The 26,564-nt window shown below is 70.5% G+C and carries 28 protein-coding genes; 9 read left to right on the top strand and 19 right to left on the bottom strand.

The features are described from left to right. Positions 1–4: 4 nt before the first annotated feature. On the bottom strand, positions 5–751 hold the full coding sequence (fabG, locus tag ACIP6U_RS43080; RefSeq protein WP_401728424.1) for a 3-oxoacyl-ACP reductase FabG: 747 nt from the start codon (positions 749–751) through the stop codon (positions 5–7). Positions 752–874: 123 nt separating this feature from the next. On the opposite strand from fabG, the gene ACIP6U_RS43075 reads away from it, so the two are divergent. After that, positions 875–2,101 carry an acyl-CoA dehydrogenase family protein gene (locus ACIP6U_RS43075; RefSeq protein WP_401728423.1) on the top strand — a complete coding sequence of 409 codons (1,227 nt, stop codon included), beginning with the start codon at positions 875–877 and terminating at the stop codon, positions 2,099–2,101. Here the strand turns inward: ACIP6U_RS43075 and ACIP6U_RS43070 are convergent. Together ACIP6U_RS43070 and ACIP6U_RS43065 are read right to left on the bottom strand one after the other, a co-directional pair. Further along, complete coding sequence (locus tag ACIP6U_RS43070) at positions 2,088–2,669, bottom strand: DUF2889 domain-containing protein (protein WP_401728422.1); 582 nt, start codon at positions 2,667–2,669, stop codon at positions 2,088–2,090. The genes ACIP6U_RS43075 and ACIP6U_RS43070 overlap by 14 nt on opposite strands. Next, a complete protein-coding gene (locus tag ACIP6U_RS43065) occupies positions 2,666–3,493 on the bottom strand; it encodes an enoyl-CoA hydratase-related protein (protein ID WP_401728421.1) in 828 nt (275 codons plus the stop codon). Before ACIP6U_RS43065 ends, ACIP6U_RS43070 begins: the two co-directional genes overlap by 4 nt. A gap of 173 nt (positions 3,494–3,666) precedes the next feature. Here ACIP6U_RS43065 and ACIP6U_RS43060 point away from each other — a divergent pair, with 173 nt between their 5' ends. Further along, positions 3,667–4,467 (top strand): FCD domain-containing protein, encoded by an 801-nt coding sequence (locus ACIP6U_RS43060; RefSeq protein WP_390938528.1) that lies wholly within the window; start codon positions 3,667–3,669, stop codon positions 4,465–4,467. Between the two features lie 160 nt (positions 4,468–4,627). Continuing rightward, entirely contained in the window at positions 4,628–5,809 is a 1,182-nt protein-coding gene (locus ACIP6U_RS43055; protein WP_401728419.1) for an amidohydrolase family protein, read from the top strand. 33 nt (positions 5,810–5,842) lie between these two features. Here the strand turns inward: ACIP6U_RS43055 and ACIP6U_RS43050 are convergent, their stop codons facing one another. The 6 genes from ACIP6U_RS43050 to ACIP6U_RS43025 are packed head-to-tail and all read right to left on the bottom strand — an operon-like array spanning position 5,843 to position 10,671. After that, a complete protein-coding gene (locus tag ACIP6U_RS43050; RefSeq protein ID WP_401728418.1) occupies positions 5,843–6,967 on the bottom strand; it encodes a serine hydrolase domain-containing protein in 1,125 nt (374 codons plus the stop codon). Further along, the gene (locus ACIP6U_RS43045) at positions 6,960–8,411 is read right to left on the bottom strand and encodes a class I adenylate-forming enzyme family protein (protein ID WP_401728417.1); all 1,452 of its coding nucleotides are present in this window, start codon (positions 8,409–8,411) and stop codon (positions 6,960–6,962) included. The genes ACIP6U_RS43050 and ACIP6U_RS43045 overlap by 8 nt, the downstream gene beginning before the upstream one ends. Before the next feature lie 4 nt (positions 8,412–8,415). Beyond that, the gene (locus tag ACIP6U_RS43040) at positions 8,416–8,838 is read right to left on the bottom strand and encodes a MaoC/PaaZ C-terminal domain-containing protein (protein WP_401728415.1); all 423 of its coding nucleotides are present in this window, start codon (positions 8,836–8,838) and stop codon (positions 8,416–8,418) included. Then, entirely contained in the window at positions 8,835–9,287 is a 453-nt protein-coding gene (locus tag ACIP6U_RS43035) for a MaoC family dehydratase N-terminal domain-containing protein (RefSeq protein WP_401728414.1), read from the bottom strand. Before ACIP6U_RS43035 ends, ACIP6U_RS43040 begins: the two co-directional genes overlap by 4 nt. A gap of 15 nt (positions 9,288–9,302) precedes the next feature. Next, positions 9,303–10,148, bottom strand: a complete 846-nt coding sequence (locus tag ACIP6U_RS43030) for an enoyl-CoA hydratase-related protein (protein ID WP_401728412.1) — start codon at positions 10,146–10,148, stop codon at positions 9,303–9,305. Between the two features lie 4 nt (positions 10,149–10,152). Further along, complete coding sequence (locus ACIP6U_RS43025) at positions 10,153–10,671, bottom strand: PaaI family thioesterase (RefSeq protein WP_401728411.1); 519 nt, start codon at positions 10,669–10,671, stop codon at positions 10,153–10,155. Between the two features lie 146 nt (positions 10,672–10,817). Between ACIP6U_RS43025 and ACIP6U_RS43020 the strand changes: the two genes are divergently transcribed. Then, positions 10,818–12,014 (top strand): CaiB/BaiF CoA transferase family protein, encoded by a 1,197-nt coding sequence (locus ACIP6U_RS43020; protein WP_401728410.1) that lies wholly within the window; start codon positions 10,818–10,820, stop codon positions 12,012–12,014. A gap of 5 nt (positions 12,015–12,019) precedes the next feature. On the opposite strand, the gene ACIP6U_RS43015 is transcribed toward ACIP6U_RS43020, so the two are convergent. The 4 genes from ACIP6U_RS43015 to ACIP6U_RS43000 are packed head-to-tail and all read right to left on the bottom strand — an operon-like array spanning position 12,020 to position 15,602. Then, the gene (locus ACIP6U_RS43015; protein WP_401728409.1) at positions 12,020–12,775 is read right to left on the bottom strand and encodes an SDR family NAD(P)-dependent oxidoreductase; all 756 of its coding nucleotides are present in this window, start codon (positions 12,773–12,775) and stop codon (positions 12,020–12,022) included. Continuing rightward, positions 12,775–13,287, bottom strand: coding sequence for a nuclear transport factor 2 family protein (locus ACIP6U_RS43010; RefSeq protein ID WP_401728408.1), 513 nt, complete (start codon positions 13,285–13,287; stop codon positions 12,775–12,777). The genes ACIP6U_RS43015 and ACIP6U_RS43010 overlap by 1 nt, the downstream gene beginning before the upstream one ends. Next, positions 13,284–14,462, bottom strand: coding sequence for an acyl-CoA dehydrogenase family protein (locus ACIP6U_RS43005; RefSeq protein ID WP_401728407.1), 1,179 nt, complete (start codon positions 14,460–14,462; stop codon positions 13,284–13,286). Before ACIP6U_RS43005 ends, ACIP6U_RS43010 begins: the two co-directional genes overlap by 4 nt. 18 nt (positions 14,463–14,480) lie before the next feature. Next, positions 14,481–15,602, bottom strand: a complete 1,122-nt coding sequence (locus ACIP6U_RS43000) for an acyl-CoA dehydrogenase family protein (protein ID WP_401728406.1) — start codon at positions 15,600–15,602, stop codon at positions 14,481–14,483. Between the two features lie 107 nt (positions 15,603–15,709). Here ACIP6U_RS43000 and ACIP6U_RS42995 point away from each other — a divergent pair, with 107 nt between their 5' ends. Beyond that, positions 15,710–16,531, top strand: coding sequence for an enoyl-CoA hydratase/isomerase family protein (locus ACIP6U_RS42995; protein WP_401728404.1), 822 nt, complete (start codon positions 15,710–15,712; stop codon positions 16,529–16,531). 46 nt (positions 16,532–16,577) lie between these two features. Next, positions 16,578–17,081, top strand: coding sequence for a MaoC family dehydratase (locus ACIP6U_RS42990; RefSeq protein WP_401728403.1), 504 nt, complete (start codon positions 16,578–16,580; stop codon positions 17,079–17,081). On the opposite strand, the gene ACIP6U_RS42985 is transcribed toward ACIP6U_RS42990, so the two are convergent. After that, positions 17,060–18,469: a glycoside hydrolase family 1 protein gene (locus ACIP6U_RS42985; protein ID WP_401728401.1), complete on the bottom strand. Its 1,410-nt coding sequence runs from the start codon at positions 18,467–18,469 to the stop codon at positions 17,060–17,062. The genes ACIP6U_RS42990 and ACIP6U_RS42985 overlap by 22 nt on opposite strands. Positions 18,470–18,716: 247 nt before the next feature. After that, positions 18,717–19,583 (bottom strand): crotonase/enoyl-CoA hydratase family protein, encoded by an 867-nt coding sequence (locus ACIP6U_RS42980; RefSeq protein WP_401728400.1) that lies wholly within the window; start codon positions 19,581–19,583, stop codon positions 18,717–18,719. Positions 19,584–19,688: 105 nt separating this feature from the next. On the opposite strand from ACIP6U_RS42980, the gene ACIP6U_RS42975 reads away from it, so the two are divergent. Genes ACIP6U_RS42975 through ACIP6U_RS42965 form a run of 3 tightly spaced genes read left to right on the top strand, consistent with a single transcriptional unit; the run spans position 19,689 to position 22,641 of the window. Then, positions 19,689–20,474: an enoyl-CoA hydratase/isomerase family protein gene (locus ACIP6U_RS42975; RefSeq protein WP_401728399.1), complete on the top strand. Its 786-nt coding sequence runs from the start codon at positions 19,689–19,691 to the stop codon at positions 20,472–20,474. Between the two features lie 5 nt (positions 20,475–20,479). Beyond that, on the top strand, positions 20,480–21,622 hold the full coding sequence (locus ACIP6U_RS42970; RefSeq protein WP_401728398.1) for an acyl-CoA dehydrogenase family protein: 1,143 nt from the start codon (positions 20,480–20,482) through the stop codon (positions 21,620–21,622). Further along, positions 21,619–22,641, top strand: a complete 1,023-nt coding sequence (locus tag ACIP6U_RS42965) for an LLM class F420-dependent oxidoreductase (RefSeq protein WP_401728397.1) — start codon at positions 21,619–21,621, stop codon at positions 22,639–22,641. The genes ACIP6U_RS42970 and ACIP6U_RS42965 overlap by 4 nt, the downstream gene beginning before the upstream one ends. 7 nt (positions 22,642–22,648) lie before the next feature. Here the strand turns inward: ACIP6U_RS42965 and ACIP6U_RS42960 are convergent, their stop codons facing one another. Genes ACIP6U_RS42960 through ACIP6U_RS42945 form a run of 4 tightly spaced genes read right to left on the bottom strand, consistent with a single transcriptional unit; the run spans position 22,649 to position 26,541 of the window. Next, the gene (locus tag ACIP6U_RS42960) at positions 22,649–23,407 is read right to left on the bottom strand and encodes a FadR/GntR family transcriptional regulator (RefSeq protein WP_401728396.1); all 759 of its coding nucleotides are present in this window, start codon (positions 23,405–23,407) and stop codon (positions 22,649–22,651) included. A 5-nt stretch (positions 23,408–23,412) separates the two neighbouring features. Beyond that, positions 23,413–23,814, bottom strand: coding sequence for a Zn-ribbon domain-containing OB-fold protein (locus ACIP6U_RS42955; protein WP_401728395.1), 402 nt, complete (start codon positions 23,812–23,814; stop codon positions 23,413–23,415). Beyond that, the gene (locus tag ACIP6U_RS42950) at positions 23,811–24,962 is read right to left on the bottom strand and encodes a thiolase family protein (RefSeq protein ID WP_401728393.1); all 1,152 of its coding nucleotides are present in this window, start codon (positions 24,960–24,962) and stop codon (positions 23,811–23,813) included. The genes ACIP6U_RS42955 and ACIP6U_RS42950 overlap by 4 nt, the downstream gene beginning before the upstream one ends. A 4-nt stretch (positions 24,963–24,966) precedes the next feature. Further along, positions 24,967–26,541: an AMP-binding protein gene (locus ACIP6U_RS42945; RefSeq protein ID WP_401728391.1), complete on the bottom strand. Its 1,575-nt coding sequence runs from the start codon at positions 26,539–26,541 to the stop codon at positions 24,967–24,969. Between the last annotated feature and the right edge of the window lie 23 nt (positions 26,542–26,564).

Below are 26,564 nucleotides of genomic sequence, written 5' to 3'. Positions count from 1 at the left end.
GGGGTCACATGTACCGGCCGCCGGTCACCTCGAGAACGGCTCCGGTGACGTAGCTCGCCATGTCGGAGGCGAGGAAGAGGACGGCCTGGGCGACCTCGGCGGGCTCGCCCGCGCGAGCCAGGGGGATCTCGGCGAGCTTCGCGTCCCAAGCGGCCGGCGGCATCGCCTCGGTCATGGCGGTGCGGATCAGGCCGGGCTGTACGGCGTTGACGCGGATGCCCGCCTTGGCGAGTTCTTTGGCGGAGGCCTTGGTGAGGCCGACGAGTCCGGCCTTGGCCGCGCTGTAGTTCGTCTGACCGAAGTTGCCGACCTTGCCGGCGATGGAGGAGATGTTGACGATGCTGCCGCCGCGTCCGTGCGCGCGCATCGCCTCGGCGGCGTGGCGGGTGCCGTTCCAGGCGCCGGTCAGATGGACGTCGACGACCGCGCGGAAGTCGTCCACGGCCATCTTGCGCAGGGTCGCGTCCCGGGTGATCCCGGCGTTGTTGACCATGACGTCCACCGGGCCGAAGGTGTCGGCGCAGTGGGCGACCAGCGCGGCGACCTCGTTCTCGTCGGTGACGTCGCAGCGCAGCGAGGTGGCCGCGACGCCGTTCTTGGCGAGGCGTTCGGCGGCTTCCGCGGCGACGACCTCGTTGATGTCGCCGAGGACGACGGACGCGCCCGCCGCGCCGAGCACGCCGGCGATCTCGAAGCCGATGCCCTGTGCGCCGCCGGTGATCACCGCGTTGCGGCCGTCCAGCAGTCCCATGTCAGCCCGCCCTTGGCTCGACGCCGTCCCTCGCTATTTCTTCTAAATAGATAACCTATTATGCTGAAACAATCAATACAACGATCGGCTGGGCGGGCGAGGCCGGGCGAGGGGAGCACACGGGTGGACATCAGCTATCCGGCGGAGACCGAGACGTTCCGCACCGAGGTCAAGGGGTTCCTCGCCGAGGCGCTGCCGCCGGACTGGAAGGGCATCGGCGCGCTCGACGAGGAGGCCGCCTGGGCCTTCGCCCGGGACTGGCGGCGCCTGCTCGCCGAGCACCGCTTCCTCTCCCTCACCTGGCCCGAGCAGTACGGCGGCCGTGGCCTGTCCAAGCTCCACCAGGTGGTCCTGATGGAGGAACTGGCCCTGGCCGGTGTGCCGTTCGGGCTGCCGCAGGACACCTTCGGCGTGAAGATGCTGGGCAACACACTGCTGCGCTGGGGAACGGACGAGCAGCGCAGCCACTTCCTGCCGCGCATCCTCAGTGGCGAGGACACCTGGTGCCAGGGCTACTCGGAGCCCGACGCGGGCTCGGACCTCGCCTCCCTGACGACGCGTGCGGTCCGCGACGGCGACGAGTGGGTGATCGACGGCCAGAAGGTGTGGACGTCCGGCGCCCACCACAGCGACTGGATCTTCGTACTGGCCCGCACGAACCGCGACGCCCCCAAGCACCGCGGTATCTCCTTCCTCCTCGTCCCGCTGGACCAACCCGGCGTCGAGGTACGGCCGTTCCGCATGATGAGCGGCCAACTCCACTTCAACGAGGTCTTCTTCAACGGCGCCCGCACCCGCGCCGACCTCGTCGTCGGCGGCGTCGACAACGGCTGGACCGTCGCCCAAAGCCTGTTGGGCGTGGAGCGCGGGGAGGAGGCGGCGACCAACCCGATCCTGTTCCGGGCCGAGGTGCAACGCCTGGTGGAACTGGCCCGCTTGTACGGGAAGGACCAGGATCCGGTCATCCGGCAGCGGATCGCCTGGTGCTGGTCCAAGGTCGAGATCATGCGCTGTCTCGGCTACCGGATCCTCACCGGCTGGCTCAAGGGCGCGGAGCCCGGCCCCGAGTCGTCGATCGCCAAGCTGTACTGGAGCGAGTACCACACGAAGGTCACCGATCTGGCGATGGACATCATGGGTCTGCACGCTCAAGTACCGGTAGGCCGCCCTCCGTTGCGCACCTACCGCACGGACGATCCCGGCGCCGCGAACTCCTCGGCATCCTGGTCGACGACATACCTGATCGCCCGCTCCGGGACGATCTACGCGGGCACTTCGCAGGTGCAGCGGAACATCCTCGCCGAGAAGGTACTGGGGTTGCCGCGCGAGCCGAGGCTCACGAACCCGTAGGCCGCTCGAAGGCGTCGAGGCCGGGAACCGGACGCGGGCCGGTCCCCGGGCGCCAGCCCGCGTCGAGCTTGCGCAGGCCCACGCCGTCCGGTGCCCAGATGTGGCAGCTGTTCAGCACGCCGGCCGTGGCGCGCGGGCCGTTCGCGGGCTCGCCCGCGTCACGACGGCGCGCGTTCGCCGACATGGCCGCCTGCACCACGGCGGGGCCCAGCACCCGGGCCAGTTCGTGGAGGTGGGAGCAGCCGAGGACACCGCGGAACCGCTCCTGGATCGCCCGGTTGTAGCCGGAGCCGACGCAGAGGCCGACCAGGCTGTCGAAAACCGGGGTGATGAACGGGCACTCGGCGTGCGGAAACGTCAGCATGTCCGCGTCGGCGGCCACGATGGTCAGGTCCGCGAGGCGTACCCGCACCGCCAGCACCATCCGGTGGATGTCGGCGGCCTCCGGCTCGGCCCACGGCCGCTCGTCCCGCAACTCCGCCTCGACCGAGATCTCCTCGCCGCTGGGCTCCTGGTGGGCGGTGACGGTGATGGTCCGGCGGTGCAGGGGGAGTTCGGTGCGGCTCATGACGATGCCTCCACCGGCTCCGGCACGTTCTCCCCCAGACCGGCGAACTCCGGTTGTCGGCGTTCGATGAAGCTGCGCACGCCCTCGCGGTAGTCCGGGGCGCGTTTCGCCGTGGCCAGCAGCGCGGCGGCGGTGTCGCGGCTCTCGGTGAAGCTTCTCGCCTGGTCGTCGACGAGTTGCCGCTTGATGAGGGACATCGCGTACGGACTGGCCGAGCGGGCGAGTTCCGTGGCGTACGCGAGCGCGGCCGGGAGCAGTTCCTCCGGCTCGACGAGACGGTTGACCAGGCCCATCGCCTCCGCCTCCGCTCCGGCGATCCGGCGTGAGGACAGCAGCAGGTCGCTCGCGTTCCCGTAGCCGACGAGCCGGGGCAGGAGCCACGAGACGCCGTCCTCCGCCACCAGTCCGCGCGCGCTGAACGCGGCGGCGAACTTGGCGCCCGGCACGGCGAACCGCACGTCGCACATGAGCGCCTGGTTGAAGCCGATGCCGGCACAGGCGCCGTTGACGGCGGCCACCAGAGGCTTGGGGAACGACATGGGCCGGGTACGCGGCGGCAACCGGTCGGTCGGCCATGGGCGCGCACCGGAGGACGCGCCGTCCAGCACGCTCATGTCCATCCCCGGGCAGAAGCTGCGTCCCGCGCCGGTGAGGACGACGGCCCGTACCGCCGGATCCGCCTCGGCGCGGTCGAACAGCTCGTTGTAGAGCAGTTCCATCTCCAGCGTCCAGGCGTTGTGCCGCTCGGGCCGGTTCAGGGTGAGCAGCATGACTCCGTCGCCGGTCAGCTCGCTGAGGATCACCGGGGCCGCATGCTCGTTCATCGAGGTCACTCCCAGAGCCCGCGTTGGCTTTATAGCTAGATGAATCATCTATATACCCAACCATGACCCAGACGCCAGATCAGGCCCCGCCGACAGAAGATCACCCAACCCTTGACCTGGTACCCTCGATGCACTAAGACGATTCATTTTGCTATATGACGGAGGAGCCCGCCGTGGCCGAGGCAGCCCGCGCAGAAACGCCCACCGTGCCCGTACCCGCGCGTGGCCGCGTCGGACGCCAGGTGCGTGTCCCGAAGACCGCCGAGCTGGTCGCCGCGGAGCTTCGCCGCCAGATCGTACGGGGCGAGCTGAAGCCGGGCGACGCCCTGCCGCCGGAGTCGGGGCTGATGGAGCAGTTCGGCATCTCGCGGCCGACGCTGCGCGAGGCGTTCCGCGTCCTGGAGTCGGAGTCGCTGATCACGGTGCGGCGCGGTGCGCACGGCGGCGCCCGGGTGAGTGCGCCGGACTCCGATGTCGCGGCCCGCTTCGCCGGCCTGATCCTCGAATACCGCGGCGCCACCCTGGGCGACGTCTACCGCGCCGCGGCCGTCATCGAGCCGCCGTGCGTGCGCCAGTTGGCCGCCAAGCACACGGCGGACGACATCAAGCGACTGCGCGACGCGGTGGCGGCCGAGAAGACCGTCCTGGACGACCCACTGGGCCTGGTCGAGGCCCAGGACACCTTCCACGCCCTGCTGGTCGAGCTGACCGGCAACCAGACGCTGATCCTCCTGTGCGGCATGCTGCGCAACATCATCGACCGGGCCAACGCCTCGTACACCGCGGCCGCCACCGACGCCGAGACCCAGAAGGCGCAGGCCCTGAAGGGGCACCGGGCCCATGTGCGACTGGTCGGTCTGATCGAGTCCGGCAAGGCGGACGAGGCCGAGAAGCTGTGGCAGCGCCACATCAGCGGCGCCGACGACGTGGTGAACGGAGCCGGCCCCAAGACGGTGCTCGAACTCATCGACTGACCGGGCGGATCCTCATCGACCGACCGGGCGGACCTTCGTCGGCCGACCGCGCGGATCGAGGCTCACCGAGCCGTTCCCACCCTCACCCCTTGCGTCTCCGAAACAGTTAGATAATTATAGGAGGCATACTGAATAGATCTGGGGTCCGGAGGCGACGGCCATGGCCGAACAGCGTAAGCGCATCTTCGACTGCGACCAGCACATGTACGAGGAACGGGACTCCTTCACCCGCTACCTCCCGAAGGAGTTCCTCGGCCAGGCAGTGGCCCCGGTGACACTCCCGGACGGCCGCGAGGTGATCCTCGCCGGGGACCGGATCGTGGTCTGCCTGGAGCCGGAGTTCGGGCAGGTCTACCGGCCCGGTTCGCTCAAGGAGATGCTCAAGGCGATGGCCTCGGGCAACCCCGACGAGACGTACCAGTTCGAGCCGATGCACGAGTCGTACCAGAACCGCGAGGCCCGGCTGCGCGTCATGGACGAGCAGGGCCTGGACCAGACGATCATCTACCCGGGCGGGTGGGCACTGGTCGCCGAGGAGTACGTACAGGGCGTCGAGCCGCTCTACGCCAACTACCACTCGTTCAACCGCTACATGAACGAGGTGTGGGGCTTCAACCACCAGGACCGCATCTACTCCCCCGCGCTGCTGTCCCTGCGCGACCTCGACCACGCGGTCAAGGAGCTGGAGTACGTCCTGGACCAGGGCGCCCGGTTCATCATGCTGCCGACCGGGCCGCAGTACGGCCGCTCACCGGGCGACCCGTACTTCGACCCGTTCTGGAAACTGGTCAACGAGGCCAAGGCCAGCGTCTGCTACCACATCAGCGAGTTCTACTACAACTCGCACGTCGCCCCCGCCTGGGGTCATGACGCGAGCCCGATCCACTTCCGGATGTCTGCCTGGCAGTGGATGAACACCTACGGCCAGCGCCCCATCGAGGAGACGCTGTCCGCGCTCATCTTCGACAATCTCTTCGGACGCTTCCCCGACATCAACGTCCTGGTCTCCGAGTTCGGCGCCGAGTGGGTGCCCCACTTCGTCCGGCACATGGACAAGAGCCGCGGCATGGGTCGCAACGGCCCGTGGATCGGCGGCCAGTTGACGGAGCGACCCAGCCAGGTGTTCCGCAAACACATCCGCGTGGTGCCCTACCCGGAGGACGACATCCCGAGCCTGGTCAAGCGGCTCGGCTACCACGAGTCGATCGTGATGGGCTCGGACTTCCCGCACGCTGAGGGCATCGCCAACCCGGCCGACTACCGCAAACTCCTCGCGGAACTCGACGAGTCGATCCAGGACGACATCATGTACAACAACGCCCAGCAGCTGATCAGCCGCTGAACCACGCACTTCCCCGCCTGGCGGCGGACCGGGTCATCGGACCAGGTCCGCCGCCAGGTTCGCGATGTTGGTGAGCAGCGCCGTGCCGCGCCGGGAGTGGTCGTAGCCGGCCAGCGGGTAGCCGTTGCTCAGGCAGGCGAAGGACAGGCCGGACTCCGGGTCCATGAAGCCGAGTTGGTAGGCGGCGCCCGCGCTGCCGAAGAGCGACGGCGAGCCGGTGGAGGGCAGCTGGCTGCCGGCGTCCGGACCGGCCACCGTCACGAACAGTCCCATGCTGGTACGGCGGCTGCCGCCACCCCCGTAGATCTGCTCCCCGTACGGGAGTTGGGTCAGCCGGATCCGGGTGCCCTCCGCAACCGCCTCCGGCTTCCACAGGCCCGAGTGCTCCAACGCCTGGAAGTACAGGGCGACATCCGCGGCGGTGGCGACCAGGGCATGGCTGGGTTCGCCGGCCGCCAGGACGCGGGGGTCGGCGAGGTACCACGGCCCCCAGGGGTCGGGTTCCTGGGTGTCGTCGGTGCGGTCGGTGGCGGTCATCGGGGCGACGGTGCCGGGTTGTCGGTTGACCGGGACGCCGAGTTCGATCGAGGTCAGACCCAACGGCCGGGCGATCCGCTCGCGGAGGTAGTCGGCGAAGGGCAGCCCCGTGCGCCGCTCGACGATCTCGGCGATCAGCCAGGCGGCGGCCGTGAGATGGAACTGGAAGCGGGTGCCCGGCGGGGTGTCGAGCCGCCAGCGCCCGAAGGCGGCGAGCCGTTGCTCGCGGTCCAGCATCTTCGGGAAGCCGAGAGGGGCGAAGGGGAAGCCGGCGGTGTGTGTGAGCACCTGCTCGACGGTCACCGTCTCCTTCCCGTTCGGCGCGAACTCCGGGATGATCGAGGCGACTTGCTCGTCCAGGTGCAGGAGTCCCTCACCGAGCAGCTTCCACACGACACCGGCGACGATCGACCGCCCAACGGATTGCAGGACGTACCGGGTGTCCGGTCCCGCGTCCCCCCAGGTCTCGAACGCCACCAGGCGACCGCCCCGCGCGACGGCGACCTGCGCCGACGGCAGCGGTCCGTGCTCGACCTCCAGCCGGATCCGGCGCAGCAGGACGTCCAGCCGGTACGGGTCCACCCCCACGCTCTCCGGGTCGACGACGGAGTGGTCAGTCATGGGCTTCTCCTTGGCCGGGCTCGCGCAGTCGCTGCCGTACGACCTTGCCGTTGGCGTTGCGCGGCAGGTGGTCCACGAACCACCAGCGGACGGGGACCTTGAATCCGGACAGCCGGGTGCGGGCGTGCGCCCTGAGCGAGGCGGGTTCGGGCGGGGCGTCGAGGTCGGCCGGCACGACGAAGGCGACGACGGTCTGTCCGAGCCGTTCGTCGGGGGCACCCGTGACGGCCACGTCCGCGACGTCGGGGTGTGCGGCCAGGACGGTCTCGACTTCCAGCGGGTGGACGTTCTCGCCGCCCCGGATGATCATGTCGGTGCCGCGGCCGTACAGATAGAGGTAGCCGTCCTCGCCTACACGGCCCAAGTCACCGCTGTGCAGCCAGCCTTCGGCGTCGAACCGGAAGAAATGGTCGGCACGGGCGTGGATCTCACCGATGCCGTCCGGTCCGGTGTCCCGCACCCGCAACTCGACGCCGGGGGCGGGCCGTCCCACGGACCGCAGCAGTTCGGCGCGTCCGGCGACCGCCTCCCGGTGGTCCTCGGGGGTGAGCACGCTGATGGGCGAGCCCTCGGTCTGCCCGAACATGTTGAGCATGCGGACGCCGGGCATCTCCTCGTACGTCCGGCGCAGGGTGCCGGGGCGTACGGGAGCGCCGCCGTACTGGAGGACCCGCAGCGTCTCGTGGTGTGCCTGGCCCGCCGTCAGCAGGGTCTCCAGCATCGCCGGGACCATGCTGGTGTGGGTGACGCCGAGCTCGCGCAGCAGAGCCCAGCCCTCGACGGAAAAGCGGGGCAGGCCGGTGATCAGCGCGCCCGCGGCCAGGGCGACGGCGATGTTGCCGAGGCCGGCGATGTGGTGGAAGGGGGCGCTGCCCCCGTAGAAACCGTCCGGATCGAGCGCGCAGAGGCGGCCGTTGACGCGGGCGCGGGCGGCCAGGCGGCGTTGGGTCATGCGGACGGGTTTGGGGAGGCCTGTCGTGCCGGAGGTGTGCAGGACGACGGCGAGGTCGTCCGGCTCGGCACTCAACGGCCTTGTGCTGGGGCGGAGTTCGGGGACGACAACGACCCGGCAGCTGGACAGCTCGGCGACCTGTTCGCCGAGTTCGGCGAACTCGGGCTGCGCGACGAAGAGTTGGGACCCGGACGCCTCGACCACTGCCGCGATCTCGTACGGCGTCATACGGACGCCGAGCGGGGCGAGCGGGTGGCCTGACCCGGCGCCGCCGATGACGAGCGCGAGGGCGTCGGCCGAGGTCGCGGCCAGAGCGGGTACCGGGGCGCCGAGGTCGAGGCCGAGGGTGTCCAGCCACTCTGCGGCGCCGGCCGCCCGGTCGAGGAGTTCGTGTCCGGTCCAGGTGAGGTCCTCGAACCGGACGGCGGGACGGGAGTGGTCGTAGGCGGCGGCCACCGTCGTCGTCCAGGTGAACTCCTCCTCGCCACCCACGGGTTCAGGGCTCCAGCAGGGCCGAAGCGGTGCCGGTGACCACCTCGGCGCCGTCCTGGGTGACGGTTCGCAGCGAGAAGTGGGCGACCGGGCCGTCCGGCGTGTCCTCGACCGACTCGACGGTCGCCGTGGCGGTCAGGGTGTCGCCCGGCCACACCTGGGCCTTGAAGCGCACCCCGAAGGTCAGCAACGATTCGACGCCGACCCAGTCGGTCAGGACGCGTCCCGTCATGCCCATCGTCAGCATGCCGTGGGCGAAGACGCCGGGGTATCCAGCGACCTCGGTGGCGAACCGCTCGTCGGTGTGCAGCGGGTTGAAGTCGCCGGACGCGCCCGCGTACTGCACGATCCGGGTCCGCTTCAGGTCGTCGACCAGCACGCTCTCGCGCGTCTCGCCGACCTTGACGTCGTCGACGCTCAGGGTCATCGGGCGTCCTTCCGGGTTGCGGGGCCCTCGGGCACGACGGCCACGGTGCGTGCGCTGACGACCGGTTCGCCGTCGGCGTCCCTGTACTCGGTGATGCGCTCACTGAACAGCAGCAGGCCGGTGCGGCCCTGCTTCTCCCAGCTGCGTCCGGTGACGGTGGTGGCGTACAGGGTCTCCCCCGCGCGCACCGGCCGGTGGTACTCGAAGTGCTGCTCGGCGTGCAGGCCGCCACCGCCCTCGGGCATCACGCCTGGCCGCGCGCCGGACCCGAACCACTCCTCCCCCGACTTGGGCCGCAGCCGGTAGTCGGGATCGTGGTGGGCGCTCGCCATGGTGAAGGTGGGCGGCGCGAGCGCGCCCTCGCCGACATACGCCGGATTCTCGTCACCGATGGCCCGGGCGAACGCCAGGATGTGCCCGGCCTCGACCGGGAAGGGCTGCCCTGTCATCTTCCAACTCCTCGGTCAGTACGGCAGGAACGCGTCGCGGGTGGCCTCGTCCGGGTCGAAGTCCGGGGGCAGTCCCTCGAACTTGGGCTCCCGCTTTTCCACGAAACTGGCCACGCCTTCACGGAAGTCCGGGGAGCCCGCGAAGAACTCCATCGCGGAGTAGGAGCGGGCGAGCGCTTCGGTGAAGGGCCGGTCGAGGTCGCCGTACACCTGATGGCGTACGACGGCCATGGCGCGCGGTGAGCAGTTGCGGGCGATGTCGCGGGCGTAGGCGCGGGCCGCGTCGAGCAGGTCCTCGGGCTCCACGACCCGGCTGACCACGCCGAGTTGCTTCGCCTCGTCGGCGTCGAAGACGCGGCCGGACAGCAGGAGGTCGAGGGCGTTCTCCAGGCCGACGACGCGCGGCAGCACGTAGGGGAGGTTGTACTCGCCGGCGAGGCCGCGGCGGGTGAAGGCGGTGGTGAAGCGTGCCCCGCGGGCGGCGAAGCGGACGTCGCAGATCAGGGCCTGGACCAGGCCGATGCCCGCGCAGGCGCCGTTGACGGCCGCGATGAGCGGCTTGGGCATGGTCCGCCTGCTGTACATGGGCACGCGGGCCTGGAGGTTGAGGGACTGGCCCGGCTGCGCGTTCTGTTCCAGGCGCTGGACGTCCATGCCTGGGCAGAACGCCCGGCCGGCGCCGGTGACGATCACGACGCGGACGGCGGGATCGGCGGCGGCCTCGTCCAGGAGGGCGAAGAAGCGGCGCTCCATGGGGAGGCTCCACGCGTTCTTGCGCTCGGGCCGGTTGAGGGTGACGGTGGCGACACCGTCCTCGTCGACCTCGTACAGGACCAGGTCTCGGTCGGGTTCGTCCGGCATCGCGTCACTCCTCGGTCAGCGGTTCGATGGCGTCGATGGGATGGATGGGGTCGATGGGTTCTCCGACGCGCGGTCGCTCGCCGGAGATCGTCACCACCACCTGCCCCCGGGCGCAGACGATCCCGTCGGTCATCACGTCGACGTCGGCGAAGTGCAGCCTGCGGCCCCGTCGGACGCAGCGCGCGTAGGCCACGGCCTCCGGGCCCCGGGCGGGCGCGAGGTACTGCACGGACATCGAGACGGTGCTGAGCAGACTCCCCTTCTGGAAGTCGTGCCCGGCGATCACGGCTCCCGCGCCCGCGGTGTCGATGAGCGCGGAGATCACTCCGCCGTGGAAGACGCCTTCGTGGGCTGAGAGGGCTTCGGTGTAGGGCAGGACGACCTCGACGCCGTCGGGGTCCCAGCGGACCATGCGCACTTGGCAGAGGCGGTTGAACGCGACGCCGCGCTCCCAGCGGGCCCGGAACCACTCGCGGCGTTCGCGCTGTTCCTGGTCGGTGAGGGTCCTCGCCGCGACGGTCATCCGCACGCCCTCCGGTCTCGGCCGGTCAGCCGGTTCATATAGTTACATGAATTGGATAGTTGAAGCAATCATCCGAGACGCAGCCAGAGCGCCAGATGTATTATTTATATAACTCATTCGATGTCTGTGAACAGAGGGAGACCTCGATGCCGTCGACCGCCCTGGCCGGGATCCGCGTCCTCGACCTGTCCCGCATCCTCGCGGCACCGCTGGCCACCCAGATGCTGGCCGACCTCGGCGCGGAGGTCATCAAGGTCGAGCGGCCGGGCACCGGCGACGACTCACGGACGTACGGTCCGCCGTTCGCCCCCGGGACGGACACCGCGGCCTTCTACCTCTCCTGCAACCGCAACAAGCGGTCCGTGACGGTCAATCACGCCACCGCCGAGGGGCAGGAGCTGATCCGCTCGCTCGCCGCCCGCTCGGACGTCCTGGTGGAGAACTTCCGCGCGGGGACACTGGCGAAGTACGGCCTTGACCACGAGAGCCTGCTGGCGCTCAACCCGCGCCTGGTCTATCTGTCGGTCACCGGCTTCGGCCAGACCGGCCCGTACGCGGGGCGCCCCGGCTACGACGGCATCTTCCAGGCCATGTCCGGGATGATGAGCGTCTCCGGGCACCCCGCCGAGCCGATGAAGGTCGGCGTCAGCGTGGTCGACATCCTCACCGGCCTGTACGCCTCGACGGCCGTCCTGGCGGCGCTACGGCACCGGGACGCCACCGGCGAGGGCCAGTTCGTCGACCTCTCCCTGCTGGACTGCGGGCTGGCTTCGCTGTCCCACTTCGCGATGAACTACCTGGTGTCCGGGGAGGTTCCGCGCCGGCGCGGCAACGGCGGCTACGGCGGAATCCCCTCCCAGGCCTTCCACTGCGCGGACAAGCCACTGTTCCTCGTCGCGGGCAACGACAAGCAGTTCGCCGCGTTCTGTACGGCGGCCGACCGCACCGACCTGCTCCAGGACCCCCGGTTTGCCACCACCTCCGCCCGGATCACCCACCGGGAGGAGATCCTGCCGGTCCTCGAAGCCATCATGCGGACCCGCACCCGGGACGAGTGGCTGGCCCTCCTGGACGAACACGACGTGCCGGCGGGCCCGTTCAACGAGATGCCCGAGGTCTTCGCCGACCCTCAGATCCGGCACCGGGGGATGCTGGTCGAGGTCGAGGACCCGGTGTCGGGCCCACTGCCGCTGCTCGCCAATCCCATCCGGCTGACGGCGACCCCGGTCGAGGGCTACACGCCGCCGCCCGCGCTGGGCGAGCACACCGCCGAAGTCCTGTGCGGGCTGGTCGGGGTGACGGTGGATCAGCTCACGGGACTGCGTGCGCGGGGTGTCGTCTAGGGACCTCACCCGATGAGGGTCCGGCCGCCCTCCAACATCAGCGTCGCGCCGGTCAGATACGCCATGTCATCGCTCACCAGCGAGGCCACCGCCCGGCCGATGTCCGCCTCCGGGTCGCCGAGCCGCCCCAGCGGGATCTCCCGCGCGAGTTCCTCCGCCTTCCGCGGATGCGCGGCGAGATAGTCCTCCGCCGCCGGGCTGAGTGCGGCCGGGCAGACGACGTTCACCCGGATCCCGTACGGCCCCCACTCCCGCGCGGCGACCCGGCTCAGCCCACGGATTGCCTCCTTGGCCATGGCGTACGCGGCGAAGGTCGCCTCGCCCTGCACCGCCGCCGAGGAACCGAGGTTGACGACACTGCCCCGACTCTCCCTCAGGTGGGGCAGGGCGGCCTGCATCGCGTGGAAGACGGCCAACGGCCCGCTGCGGTAGGTGAGTTCGACATCGTCGTACGACGTCTTCTCCAGCGGTCGCTGCACCGAGGACTGGGCGTTGTTGACGAGCACGTCGAGGCCGCCGAACTCCCGTACCGTCTCGGCCACCATCCGGTCGACGTCGTCCCGCTCCCCCACGTCCCCGACGACGGTGTACGCCCGCCCGCCGCGCTCGGCGATCTCCCCGGCGGTGTCCTTGAGCTTGCTCTCGGTACGGCCGGTGATGACCACGGCCGCGCCCTCGGCCGCGAGCGCCAGGGCGATGCCCCGGCCCACGCCCTGTCCTCCGCCGGTGACCAGCGCCGTCCTGCCTGCCAACCGTGCCATCACGTCTCCTTCCAGAAGGCCGTCCAGGTGGGGAAGGCATCGGGCAGCGCCGGATCTCCCGCGCCCTCCCAGCCGTTGAAGCCGACCGCCTGAGGGCGGTCGGTCACGTCGGCCGCGTACCAGTGCTGTTCGCGGCGTCGGGAGAAGTACCAGTCGCCGTCCACGCGCGCGTAGTCGTCGAAGTAGCAGATCGCCATCACGATCCACCGGTCCCCCACCTCGTGCTCGGCGCGGCAGTAGACCGCGCCAGTCGCGGTGTCGCGGCCGGTGAACTCGACGCGGTGGCCGCAGATTTGGTGCACCGACCGGTGGAAACCGCGTACCAGCGGCTCGATGTGCTGCCGGAGGACCTGTCGCCCTCGCCCGTGGCGTCCCATGTCGACGTCGGGGCGGAAACAGCCGACCCAGGCGTCGAGGTCGCGGGAGTCGACGGCCAGGGCGTAGCGGATGGGCAGTTGCTGGATGGCCTGGTGGGACTCGAGGCGGTCGAGGCGGTCCTCGGTCGAGGTCATGGCCGCGGCTCCTTGGGCAGACCGAGGAGCTGCTCCCCGATGATGTTGCGCTGGATCTCGCTCGAACCGCCGTAGATCGTCTCCGCGAGGGACAGCAGGAACGAGCGCTGCCTGGTGTCGAGTTCGTAGTCCTCGCCGACGATCTGCCCGGCGGGTCCGGCCACCTCCATGACCAGGTGGCCGAGTTGCTGGTGGCGTGTCGAGGCGTACAGCTTCGCCGTGGTGGCCTGCGCACCGGGTGTGCGGCCCGCGGTCAGTTCGGCGAGAGTACGCAGATTGGTGGTGCGCATGATGCGCACGGAGATCCAGGCGTCCAGGATCCGGCGGCGCAGCATGGGGTCGTCCAACGCGCCTCGGGTGCGGGCCAGTTCGATCAGCGTCGCGGCCTCCCGCTCGAAGCCGAGTTGCTGGGGCAGCAGGGTCGTGCCGCGTTCGATGCCGAGCGTGGCCATCGCGGTGCGCCAGCCCTGACCGACCTCGCCGACGACCATGTCGGCGCCGGTGCGCGCGTCGGAGAGGAAGACCTCGGCGAACTCGTCCTGGCCGGCGAGGTTGCGGATGGGCCGGATCTCCACGCCGGGCTGGTCGGTGGGCAGGAGCAGCAGAGTCAGGCCTGTATGGCGACGGGAGTCGGGGTCGGTGCGGGTGAGGACGTAGAGCCAGTCGGCGTGGATGCCGAACGAGGTCCACACCTTCTGCCCGTTGACCACCCACTGGTCGCCGTCGCGCTCGGCGCGGGTGCGCACAGAGGCCAGGTCGGAGCCCGCGCCGGGCTCGCTGAAGCCCTGTCCCCACAGTTCCTCGACGGCGAGGACCGGGGGCAGGAAGCGCTTCTTCTGGGCCTCGTCGCCCATCGCGAGGAGCATCGGGCCGAGCAGGTCGAGGGCGTTGACGGTGGCGCGGTAGGGGGCGTCGACGCGGGCGTACTCGTACTCGAAGACGATCTCTTCCAGGAGTCCGAGGCCGCGTCCGCCGTACTCCTTCGGCCAGCCCACGCCGAGCCAGTTCCCGGCGGACAGCTCGCGGTCCCAGGCGAGGCGTACGTCCCAGGCCGCGCCGTCGGTGGGGCCGCCCACGCCCCGGTGCTCGGCGAACTCCCCGACAAGGTGGTCCGCGAACCAGTCCCGCAGTTCGTCGCGGAAGTCGCGTACGGCGGGCCCGAAGTCCACTTCCATGTCTGCTTCTCCTGGGCGTCAGATGCCGAGCCGGGCGGCGAGCAGTTCCCGGTGGTACGCGGGGGTGCCGAGCAGCACTTCGGAGCTCTTGGCCCGCTTGAGGTAGAGGTGCGCGGGGTGCTCCCAGGTGAAGCCGATGCCGCCGTGCACCTGGATGCCGTCGCCCGCGACCTTGGTGAACGCCTCCGAGCAGAAGGCCTGGGCGAGGGCCGCCGCGACGGCGATCTCCGTCTCGTCGCCGGCGTCCAGGGCCCACAGTCCGGCGTACGCGGCCGAGCGGGCGGACTCGATCTCGACGAGCATGTCGGCGCACTTGTGCTTGATGCCCTGGAACGAGCCGATGGGGCGGCCGTACTGCTCACGGATTTTGGCGTACGCGACCGACGCGTCCAGCGCCGCCGCCGCTCCCCCGACTTGTTCGGCGGCCAGGAGGACGGCGGCCGTGGCGAGGGTGCGTTCGATCACGGGCCAGGCCGTGCCGTCGGTGCCCAGCAGACGGGCGGGGGTGTCCGTGAAGGTGATGCGGGCCTGTTTGCGGGTCTGGTCGAGGGTCGGGAGCGGGGTGCGGGTGAGGCCCGGGGCGTCGGCGGTCGTGACCGCGAAGAGGCTGACGCCGGCGGGGGTGCGGGCGGCGACCAGGAGCAGGTCGGCGAGGTGGCCGTCGGGGACGTACGTCTTCGTGCCCATGAGCCGCCAACTGCCCGCTTCCGCACGGGCGGTGAGCAGGATGCCCGGCTCGTCCCAGCGCCCGCTGTCCTCGGTGAGGGCGAGCGTGGCCACGGTCTCGCCGGAGGCGATGCCCGGGAGGAGGTCGGTGCGGGCGATCTCGTCGTCGCAGCGCAGCAGTGCCTCGGCGGCCAGGGCGACGGTGGCGAAGTACGGGGCGCACAGTAGGGCGCGGCCCGCCTCCTCGAAGACGACGCCGAGGTCGACGTAGCCGAATCCGGAGCCGCCGTACTTCTCCGGTACGGCGAGCCCCTGGAGCCCGATCTCCGTGGCCATCCGCCGCCAGGTCCCCGGGTCGTGTCCGCGCGGGTCGGCGGCCAGGCGGCGCACGTCGGCCTCGGTGGCGTGCCGGGTGAGGAACGACCGTACGACCGTGCGCAGTTCGTCCTGTTCCTCGCTGAAGGTGAGATCCATGCCGAGCTTCCCGTCCTCGGTGCACCCGTGTGCCGGACGCTTGCCGCCCGCCTCTCGATACAGTTAGATAATTATAGTATCCGCACCGATTGCACCAGGAGCGCGACGTGACCGATCCCTACGCCCCGTTCACGAGCCTGACCTTCGAGCGGCCCGCGCCCGGTGTACTGCGCATCGTGCTCGACGCGCCGAACCTCAACGCCGTCGATCCGCGCATGCACGGTGAGCTGGCCGACGTCTGGTCCGTCATCGACCGGGACGAGGAGACCCGCGCGGTGCTGGTCCAGGGGGCCGGCAAGGCGTTCTCGGCCGGTGGGACCTTCGACTCCATCGAGGTCATGACCGAGGACTACGCCGTGCGGGCCCGGACGATGCGGGAGGCGCGCGACATGGTCTACGGGGTGATCAACTGCTCGAAGCCGGTGGTCTCCGCGATCCATGGTCCGGCGGTCGGTGCGGGGCTGGTCGTCGGCATGCTGGCGGACATCTCGATCGCCGGACGCAAAGCGAAGATCGTCGACGGGCACACGCGGCTCGGGGTGGCGGCCGGTGACCACGCGGCGATCTGCTGGCCGCTGCTGTGCGGGATGGCCAAGGCCAAGTACTACCTGTTGACCTGCGAGGCGCTGACCGGCGAGGAGGCCGAGCGGATCGGCCTGGTGTCGAAGTGCGTGGACGACGAGGACGTGCACGCGGAGGGCCTACGGGTCGCGAGCCTGCTGGCCGCCGGGCCCGCCAGCGCACTGAGCTGGACCAAGCGGTCCCTCAACCACTGGTACCGCACTGCTCAGCCGCTCTTCGAGGCCTCGCTGGGGCTGGAGTTCTTCGGGTTCGGCGGGCACGAGGTCGTCGAGGGGCTCGCCGCCCACCGTGAGAAGCGCGCCCCGGACTTCGAGGGCGTGGGCGGCAAACACCCGATCGACCTGTGACCCACGGACGCACGAGGCACCAAGGACGAGGCACGAGGAGCCCGCGATGACGGCAGAGCCCACCACGGCAACCGAAATCCCCCCGCTGGTAAGGGGGTTGACCTACGAGGAGATGCCGGTCGGGCAGGTCTTCCGTACCGCCCGCCGCACGGTCACCGAGACCGACCTCGTCAACTTCGTCACCTGGGGCAGCTTCAACGAACCGCTCTTCTGGGACGCCTCGCACGCGGCCGACGGCGGCTACACCGGACGCCTGGTCCCGGGCGCGCTGACGTACTGCATCGCTGAGGGACTGGTCCTTCAGACGAACGTGCTGCACGGCACGGGTCTGGCCTTCCTGCACATGGAACTGACCGTGCGGGGACCGGTCTACGTCGGCGACACGCTGTACGCCGTCGTGGAGACCACCAGCTGCCGACCGTCGAGCAAGCCCGGCCGGGGCGTGGTGGCCAGCCGCATCACCGTACGCAACCAGCGGGACGAGGACGTGCTCGTCTACACGCCGGTGCGGCTGATCCGCGGCCGGGACTACGAGGCTCCGACGCGCTGATCCCGGGGGCCGGGCGGGACCAGGGTCAGCCCGGCCGCCGGACCTGGTGTCTCAGGGCCCGCGAAGGCTCCGGCCCGCAGCCAGTCCGAGGGCATCGGCGGGCGCGGCGGGGGCTCGTGGTCGGGGACGGCCATCGCGTAGAGGCGGGTGTAGCGGAACTTCGCCTCCAGGTTGTCGAGCACCGACCAGTACTCGTAGCCGCAGACGTCCACACCGCGCTCGATGACCCGGCCCAGCCAGGACAGCCGGGCGCGCAGCAGGGACCGGCGGCGGGCGTCGTCGCTGTGACCGGTCTCGTCGACGAGGTCCAGGTCGCCCATGCCGTTGTCGACGACGGACAGCGGCGGCAGCAGGTCGCCGTAGAGGTCGTGGAGGTCCGCGACGGCGTCGGCCAGGCCCTCGGGGAGGATGGGCCAGCCGTACGCCGTCGTCTCCACGTCGTCGAAGGGGACGACCGCGAAGCCCAGGCCGACGAGGAGGCGGTTGACCTCGTTGAGCCTGCTCTGGCACTTGTCGGCCGGCAGGGCCCGGGCGAGGTTCTCCGGTGCGGTGACGCGGAACGGGGTGTGCCAGGACAGGCCGAGCAGGTCCTGCGGGGTGGCAATGAGATCCAGGTCGTCGGGGCGCACACAGCCGGTGTCCTCGATCGGTGAGACGTCGCCCTCGGTCACCATGTGCTCGCCGTGCAGCAGGGGGTCGAGGAAGAGGCGGTTGGTCCAGCTCAGCAGGCGGTCCAGGGCGAGCCGGTCGAAGGGGTCCTCGGTGGCCGCGTAGCCGCCGACGAGGGTGACCGTGGTCCCGATCCGGCCGCTCGCGCCGGCAGCGCGGAGCGCGCGAGTGGCGAGTCCGTTGGCGAGCAGGATGTGGTGGACCGCGGGCAGGCCGGCGCGGCCGATGCCCCTGCCCGGCGTGTACATCCCGGCCACGTGGTCGGCGAGGGTGGGTCCGGCCAGGTCGGTGGAGGTGATCCAGCGGGTGACGCGGTCGCCGTAGCGGCGGCCCAGCTCGGCGGCATAGGCGGCGAAGTGCTCGGCGGTGTCGCGGTCGAGCCAGCCCCCGGAGTTCTCCAGCCAGGACGGCAGCGACCGGTCGAAGAGAGTGAGGCAAGGGCGCAGTCCGAGCGCGAGCAGGGAGTCGAGCTCCCGGTCGCAGCGGTCCAGGGCCGCGTGGTCCCAGCTGCCGGGACCGTCGGGCTGGAGCAGCGGCCAGCCGGCGACCATCCGGTGCGTGTCGGGCGTGACGCCGACGAGCTGCCGGATGTCGTCGGTCCACTGCCGGAAGTGGCCCCCGAGCTCCGCCGACGGCGGCGGCGGAGCCGCGATGGCGTCCGCGGTGGCGACTCCCCAGTCGACACCGTGGAAAGAATCGTGCAGGAAACCATCGCTCATGGTCACCGTCCCGGGCGGAATAGCTAACGCATTCAACTGAATGCCCGCCATCCGGACGCTAACACTTCAGGAAAACGACGACAACGTTTCGGACAGATCTCATCGATCCGTCAAAGTGTCACACCGTGGCCGGTTCGAGTCGAGGGCGAGGTGGGCCACCCTTCGGACCGACACGGTGGTCGGCATGTTTCGGCCATGATCCGGAGCACGTAGGGGGCAATGAGTCGACTAGCGCTTACGCCGACGCCTACTCCCCCAGGGGCCGGAACTCCTCCTCCCGCCACCAGGGGTAGAGGGCCGGCATGTCCTTGCTGACCCGGCCCGGGAACTCGGGCGTCCGCTTGGCGAGGAACGACTCGACGCCCTCCACGGGGTCCGGGCCGCCGCCGATCTGGCTCATGATCCGCGAGTCGAGGCGGTGCGCGGCCATCGGGTGGGGCTCGCCGAGCATCCGCCACATCATCTGACGGGAGAGGGCGACCGAGATCGCCGAGGTGTTGTCGGCTATCTCCCGGGCTAGTTCGTACGCCGCCGGCAGCAGCTCCTCCGGCGGGTGGACGGAGCGCACCAGCCCGGCCGCCAGGGCCTCGTCGGGTCCGAAAACGCGGCCGGTGGCCACCCATTCCATGGCCCGTTGCATCCCCACGGCCCGCGGCAGGAACCAGCTCGCCGCGGATTCCGGCACGATGCCCCGGCGTGCGAACACGAAGCCGAACTTCGCCGAGGTCGAGGCCAGCCGGATGTCCATCGGCAGGGTCATACTGGCCCCGACGCCCGCCGCGGGGCCGTTGACCGCCGCGATGACCGGCTTGGTGCTGGAGAAGATCCGCAGCGCGACCCGGCCGCCGGTGTCCCGGTGCCAAGCTCCAGCCCTGCGGTGGTCGAAGGACGACCCGCCGGAACTGACATCGGCCCCCGCACAGAACCCGCGCCCGGCTCCCGTCACCACGATCACCCGTACGTCGTCGTCGGCGTCGGCCGCGTCGAAGACGTCGAGAAGGTCGCCCATCATCCGCGGGTTGAAGGCGTTCAGCTTCTCGGGCCGATTGAGCGTGACGGTGAGGATCCGGTCCACCACCTCGGCCCGCACGGTCTCGTACTCCTGCTCCGGCATGCGCGTCCTCCGTCGGGCTCGGCACTCCACGACCTGATTCTCATAAAGCTCAATTAGTTATAGCATTCAACTCTACTGAACTGTTCCTGGATGGTGGCGGTGGAGATGACGGATCTGGTGGTGACGGCCCTCGGGCCGGTCCGACTGATCGAGCTGAACCGGCCGGACCAGCTCAACGCGATGAGCGAGGAGCTGCACTCCGGCCTCGCGTCGGTCTGGGACACGGTCGCCGAGGACCCCGAGGCACGGGTGGTCGTGCTCACCGGCCGGGGCAGGGCGTTCAGCGCGGGCGGCAACTTCGACATCATGACCCGGGTCCAGCGCGACCCCGTCTTCCGGCAGCAGAACGTCGACGAGGCCCGGCGGATCATCATCGGCTTGGTCCGCTGCCCGTTGCCGGTGATCGCGGCGGTCAACGGGCCTGCCGTGGGCCTCGGTTGCAGCCTGGCCCTGCTGAGCGACCTGGTGCTGATCGCGGACGACGCCTATGTGGCCGACCCGCACGTCCAGGTCGGTCTCGTCGCGGGCGACGGCGGCGCGCTCGTCCTGCCCCTGCTCGTCGGCCTGACCCGCGCGAAGGAACTCCTGTTCCTGGGCGAGCGGGTGAGTGCCGAGGAGGCCGTCCGGCTCGGCATCGCCAACCGTGTCGTACCGAAGGACAAGCTCCTGGACGAGGCCATGGACCTGGCCGGACGGCTGGCCGCCCTGCCCGCGCAGGCCCTGCGCGGCACCAAGCGGGCGGTGAACCTGCATCTGGAACAGGCCATGGCCGCCGTACTCGAGCCGGCACTGCTCGCGGAGCGGGACAGCATGCACGACCCGGACCACATCGCCGCGGTGGAGCAGATCATCGCCTCGCGCGGGCGTCGCCGCGCCGGTACGGAGGGCTGAACGGCATGGACTTCGCGTTCAGCGACGAGCAGGAGGAACTGCGGCGCACGGTAAAGGCGTTCCTCGCGCACACCTCGCCCGAGACCGAGACGCGGCGGCTGATGGAGACGCCGGAGGGCTTCGACCGGACGCTGTGGCACCGGATGGGAACGGAACTCGGCCTCCAAGGGCTGGCCGTCCCCGAGGAGTACGGCGGTGCCGGGTGCGGGCCGGTCGAAGTGGGCGCGGTCATGGAGGAGTTGGGCCGGGCGCTGGTGTGCACGCCCTTCCTCTCCTCGGCCGTGCTGGCGACGACCACGCTGCTGCGCTGCGACGACGAGGACGCCCGCAAGCGTCTGCTGCCGGGGCTCGCCTCGGGCGAACTGGTCGGGACACTGGCCCTGACCGAGGACTCCGCCCGCTGGGATGCGACGGGAGTTCGACTCAACGCCCGTGAAACAGGCGGGCGTTGGCTGCTCGCCGGCCATAAGACGTTCGTTCTCGACGGCGCCACCGCTGATGTAGTCCTCACCGTGGCGAGAACCGACGACGGCATCGGCGTCTTCTGGGTGGACGGCGACGCGGCCGGACTGACCCGCACTCCTCTGCCCACGATGGACCCGACCCGCCGACAGGCCCGTCTCGACTACGACGACGTACCGGCGACCAGACTGCGTACGCACGGCGATGGCTGGGACCTCGTCTCGCAGGTGCTCGACCGGGCCGCGGTAGCACTCGCCGCCGAGCAGGTCGGGGTGGCCTCCCGGGCGCTGGACATGGCAGTGGACTACGCCAAGGTGCGGCACCAGTTCGGGCGGCCCATCGGCTCCTTCCAGGCCGTGAAGCACCTGCTCGCCGACGTCCTCCTCGAAGTCGAGTCGGCGCGTGCCGCCGCGCACTACGCACTGCTCGCGGCAGCGAACGAGGACCCGGAACTGCCTGCGGTGGCGAGTCTGACCAAGGCCTTCTGCTCCGACGCGTGTCTACAGGCGACGGCGGAGAACATCCAGGTCCACGGCGGCATCGGCTTCACCTGGGAGCACCCGGCCCACCTGTATCTGAAACGGGCCAAGACATCTCAACTCCTGTTCGGAGACCCGGCGTACCACCGCGAACTCCTCGCGCGTCGCATCGGGTTGGACGCGGTCACAGTGGACGGAGCGGCATGAAGGTCGACGGAAAGCTCAGCGTGTGGGGTACCGCGGAGGTCGTGGCGGAGGCCCGGCACCACGAGAAGGCGGGCTACGACGGGCTGTGGGCCTCGGAGTCGAAACACGACCCGTTCCTGCCGCTGCTGCTCGCGGCCGAGCACACCGACCGGCTGGAAGTGGGCACGGCGATCGCGGTGGCGTTCGCCCGCTCCCCCATGCAACTCGCCTACACCGCACACGACTTGCAGACCTACTCCGGCGGGCGCTTCTCGCTCGGTCTCGGCAGCCAGATCAAACCGCACATCGAGCGGCGCTTCGCCATGCCGTGGAGCCGTCCCGCCGCCCGTATGCGGGAGTACGTGAGCGCGCTGCGCGCCATCTGGGCCGTCTGGAACGAGGGTGAGAAGCTCGACTTCCGCGGTGACTTCTACACGCACACGCTCATGTCCCCCTTCTTCTCTCCCCCGCCCGCGCCCGGCGGCGCCCCGAAGGTCTTCGTAGCGGCGGTCGGGGAGGCGATGACCCGGGTGGCGGGCGAGGTGGCCGACGGACTCCTGGCGCACGGCTTCACCACCGAGCGGTACCTGCGGGACGTCACCCTCCCGACCGTCGAGTTGGGCCTCGACCGGTCCGGTCGCACACGCGCCGACTTCTCCGTCTCCCATCTCCTCCTCACCGCGACCGGCCGCACCGAGAAGGAGTTGGCCCGCGCGATCGACGGCACCCGCCGCCAGATCGCCTTCTACGGCAGCACACCCGCCTATCGCGGAGTCCTGGAACTGCACGGCTGGGGCGAACTCGGCGACGAGCTGAACGCGTTGTCGAAGTCGTCCCGCGAGGACAAGTGGGAAGCGATGGGCGGGCTCGTCGACGACGAGGTCCTGCACACCTTCGCGGTCGTCGCGGAGCCGGAGCGGGTGGCGGGCGAGATCAGTCGCCGGTACGGGAGTCTGGTCGACCGGGTGTCCTTCTACACCGCGTACGAGATCGACGCCGAAGTATGGGAGCCGATCGTGCAGGAGCTGCACGGGAGTTGACGGCACATCAGCCGAGCAGGTCCAGGACCGTCGTCATGGACCTGCTCTGCAACAGGTAGTCCTCGGCCTCCTGAAGATGCAGGCGCCACAGCTCCTCGGCGGCCTCGGTCCGGCGCCCGGCGACCAGTTCGACGAGGGCGCCGTGGGCGCGGAAGCCCCGGCGGTTGGCCCGGATGTTCTCGGGGCTGCCTGCATCGAGGTCGACGTGGGACCAGTTCGCCTGGTCGATGATGTGCCGGACCATGCCGTTGAGGACGCTCAACGTCTCGTTGCCGGCGAGTTCGACGACGAGGGCGTGGAACTCCATGTGGGCACGGATGAAGGCCGAGGGGTCGTCCATCAGTCCTTCCGCCTCGGCGACGGAGGCCCGCAGCCGCTCAAGGTCCCGGTCGGTACGGCGCTGGGCCAGCAGTCCGGCGCACGGCGCCTCGATGACCGTACGAGCGTCGTAGACGTCCTTGAGGGTCGTGCCGCGATACTCCAGGACGACTCCCGCGTAGCGGGCGGCGACCGTGCCCTCCGGGACCTGCACCCGTGCCCCGCCCCGCGCGCCCCGGCGCACGCTGATCAGCGACTCCGACTCCAGTACCCGGAACGCCTCGCGCAGCGTCGGCCGGGAGACGGCGAACTCGGCCATCAGGGCCGTCTCCGCGGGCAGCGCCTCCCCCTCGGCCAGTTCCCCGCGCACGATCTTGCGGCGCAGCTGTGCCGCCACCAGCTCGGCCATCTTGGGGACCCGTACCGGCGTGTTCGCCACGGCATCCATCTCCTTCAGTCGCCTGGGACCGGCACGAAGTACGGCAGGGTGATCTCGTCGGTGAGGGACCGGAAGTCCACGCGCACCCGCATGCCGATGGTCACGTCGTCCGGGTCGCCCGCGTCGACGTGGGACAGCAGGGTGCCGCCTTCGTCCAGGTCGATCACGGCCAGCGCGAACGGTGTCCCGAAGCCGGGGCCGGGCGCGCGGTGGACCACGGTCACGGCGTAGACGGTGCCCCGGCCTGCGCTCGGCACGTACCGCCAGTCCGCCGACATGCAGCCGGGGCAGGCGGGTTCGGGGACGAGGAAGCGCAGCCCGCAGGCCGGGCAGTGCGGAACGACGAGGTCACCGCGCCGGGCCGCGTCCCAGAACGGCTGGGACAGCGCGGTGGGGACGGGGACGGGCCGGCTCATCGTGTCCTCCCCAGGACGCTCATCTCGTAGTGCTGCGCGCCGGAGCCCGCGTTGCCGACGACCGCGAGTTCCGCGCCCTCGACCTGGTGGACGGCCGTTCCGCGCAACTGCCGTACGGCCTCGACGACTTTGAGGGTCATCTGCTGGGTTCCGTTCCACGCGTACGCCAGGCAGCCGCCGTCGGGATTGACGGGGTGCTTGCCGCCGACGGCGATGGCGCCGCTGGCGGCCAGGGGCCCTCCTTCGCCCTCGCCGCACAGCCCGAGGATCTCCAACTGCCGGATGATCTCGAAGGAGTTGGGGTCGTAGAGGGAGAAGACGTCCACGTCCTGGGGGCCGATGCCCGCCATGGCGTAGGCACGCGTGGCCGCGTCCCGGCCGAGTTGGCCGACCTCCCGGTACAGCGCGGGGTTGGCGTACGCGGCCTGGTGGTACTCCATGCCGCCGCCGAGCACGGCGACGGGCGGGTGGGGCAGGTCCCGGGCCCGTTCGGCGGTGGTCACCACGAGGGCGGCGCCACCCTCGCCGACGATGCAGCAGTCCAGCAGGTGGAACGGCGTGGCCACCATGCGGGAGGCGAGCACGTCGTCGGCTGTGTACGGGCCGCGGCCGTACATCATCGCCTCGGGGTTGGTGGTTCCGTTGTTGCGGACGGTGGCGGCGACCTCCGCGAGCTGGTGGGCGGTCGTCCCGTACTGGTGCATGTGCCGGGCCGCCACCAGCGCGAACTGGGCGACGACGTAGCTGCCCCAGACGTCGGCGAACTCCAGCGGGACTCCGGCACCGACGGGGCCCGCGCCGCGCGAGACCAGCTTGCAGCCGCCGACCACGACGGTGTCGGCGAGTCCGGCCCGTACGGCCGCCGCCGCCTTCAGCAGGCCCCGCGAGCCGGCGTTGTCGAGCATCGAGTCGCTGGTCCAGCGCAGGTCCCGGCCGAGCATCCGCGCCCAGGAGCTGCCCTCGCCGGGCACCCCGCCCGGGCCGGGCCAGTCGACCTGGGCGCCGTCGACGTCCGCCGGGGTCAGCCCGGCGTCCTCGATCGCGCCGCGCACCGCTTCGAGGGCAAGGCCCATCGCGTCGCGGTGCGGGAGGGACAGGGCCTGCTCGGTGGCGTGCACGCCGACGACGACGGGTTGGCGGTCGGTCACGGCGTCACCGCCCCGCGCCGAGCGTGTCGCCACCGGGATAGCCGCCCCCGCCGAAGCGCTCGTCGAGCGCCTCGTAGTCCTTGGCGAAGTCCTTGGTGCGCGGCAGCGCCTCGACGAACTCGACCGTCTTCGGCTTCTTGTACGAGGCGATCCGCGCCCGGCAGTGCTCGATGACGTCCGCGGCCGTGACCGGTTCGGCGTCCGGGTGGAGGACGACGACCGCTTTGACGTCCTGCGCCCAACGCTCGTTCGGGACGCCGATCACTGCGGCCTCCTTCACCGCCGGGTGCGACTCGATGCAGTTCTCCACCTCGGCCGGGAAGATGTTCTCGGCCGCCGACTTGAGCATGCGGGTCGTGGTGCCGAGGAAGCTGATCGTGCCGTCCGCCTCACGCCGGCCGAGGTCGGTGGTGTGCCACCAACCGAAGCGGAAACGCTCCTCGTTGATCTCGGCCCGGTTCCAGTAGCCGAGGTGCACGAGGTCGCCCCGGGCGCAGATCTCACCGGCCTGGCCGATCCCGCACTCCTTGCCGGTGCCGTCCAGGATGCGTACGGCGGTGAAGGGGCCGGGGCGTCCGGCGTTGCCGGTGCCCGTACCGCCGTAGGCGCCGGTCACGGCGAAGCCCGTCACCTCGGTCTGGCCGTAACCGCGACCCTCGCCGCCGCCATTGCGGGTGAAGCGGCTGGTGTCGGTGGGGACCGTGCCCTGCCACAGGGGGGCGGCGACGCTGGCCCGGAGGTTCGAGAGGTCGTGGCCCGCTTCCCGGTTGAGGGCGACGAGTTGGGCGATCGTCGGCGGCATCAGGTACGCGTGCGTGCACCGCTCCGCCGCCAGCAGCGGGAGCAGGTCCTCGGCGACGACCCGGCGGACGACGACGTTCTTGCCGCCGTGCACGAAGGCCGGGACGCCCCAGAACTGGTAGTTGCCGATGTGGAACATCGGTCCGGCGCCGAGGAAGGCCGTCTCGGTGCCGATGTCCCCCATCCAGGCGGCGCTCGCGCCCATGGCCAGGAGGTTGCGGTGCGAGAGCATCGAGCCGGACTGGCGTCCGGAGATGGCCGCGGTGTAGATGACCAGGAGCGCGGAGTCCGGGTCGACGTCGACGGCCGGGTCCTCGGCCGAACCGGAGGCCAGGAAGGACTCGTAGGAGCCGGGGCCCTCGGAGTCGTGCCGAAGCCACAACGCCCGGTGGTCGCTGCCCAGTTCGGCTCTGGCCTTGGCGACCGTGTCGCCGATCTCCTCGTCCTGCCAGACCACGACCCTGGGGTTGAAGTCCTCGACGGCGAACGCCATTTCGGGGGCGGCCCAGCGCCAGTAGCCGGCACAGACCATGGCGCCGATCTTCGCGGCGGCGCCGAGCAGTTCCCAGATACGGAAGGAGTTCTGTCCCAGCCAGAGGATCCGGTCACCGGGGCCGACCCCCGCGATCGTGAGGGCGTTGGCGAGACGATTGGTGCGCTCGTCCAACTGCGGCCAGGTGAGACGGACTTCGCCGTCGACGAGGGCGATGCCCTCGGGGTAGGACCTTCGGTGCTCGCGGATGATGTCGCCGAACGTCAGGCGGCGGGCGGAATGCATGCTCTTGGCTCCCAGGGCTTTCG

Source organism: Streptomyces sp. NPDC088794, from assembly GCF_044750545.1.
Classification (GTDB): domain Bacteria; phylum Actinomycetota; class Actinomycetes; order Streptomycetales; family Streptomycetaceae; genus Streptomyces.
Note: the sequence above shows the minus strand (reverse complement) of the source record. Positions and strands in the feature narration are given on the sequence as shown.